The organism is Lysinibacillus zambalensis, from assembly GCF_040183165.1.
In the GTDB taxonomy this organism is placed as follows: domain Bacteria; phylum Bacillota; class Bacilli; order Bacillales_A; family Planococcaceae; genus Lysinibacillus; species Lysinibacillus zambalensis.
This window is the reverse complement of record NZ_JBEGDG010000080.1, coordinates 1-347: the sequence shown is the minus strand read 5'-3', so window position 1 is coordinate 347 and position 347 is coordinate 1. Positions and strand designations below refer to the sequence as shown.

The window sequence follows — 347 nt, the reverse complement described above, 5'->3', positions numbered from 1 at the left end:
GTGGAGCCTAGCGGGATCGAACCGCTGACCTCCTGCGTGCAAGGCAGGCGCTCTCCCAGCTGAGCTAAGGCCCCATAGATATTTTTAGGAAATGGTCGGGAAGACAGGATTCGAACCTGCGACCCCTTGGTCCCAAACCAAGTGCTCTACCAAGCTGAGCTACTTCCCGTTTGTTTTATTGGCGCGCCCGGCAGGAGTCGAACCCACAACCTTCTGATCCGTAGTCAGACGCTCTATCCAATTGAGCTACGGGCGCTAATTATTAAAAATAAAATGGTGCCGAGGGCCGGAATCGAACCGGCACGGTAGTCACCTACCGCAGGATTTTAAGTCCTGTGCGTCTGCCA

Annotated in this window: 3 tRNA genes; all 3 read right to left on the bottom strand. The window is 54.5% G+C overall.

Annotation, left to right across the window (positions count from 1 at the left end):
• Position 1: 1 nt before the first annotated feature.
• The 3 genes from ABNX05_RS26150 to ABNX05_RS26140 all read right to left on the bottom strand — a co-directional run bounded on the left by ABNX05_RS26150 (position 2) and on the right by ABNX05_RS26140 (position 256).
• Positions 2-74: transfer RNA gene (locus tag ABNX05_RS26150), tRNA-Ala, on the bottom strand.
• Between the two features lie 18 nt (positions 75-92).
• Positions 93-169 (bottom strand) — tRNA-Pro (locus ABNX05_RS26145).
• A gap of 10 nt (positions 170-179) precedes the next feature.
• Positions 180-256 (bottom strand) — tRNA-Arg (locus tag ABNX05_RS26140).
• Positions 257-347: the final 91 nt, after the last annotated feature.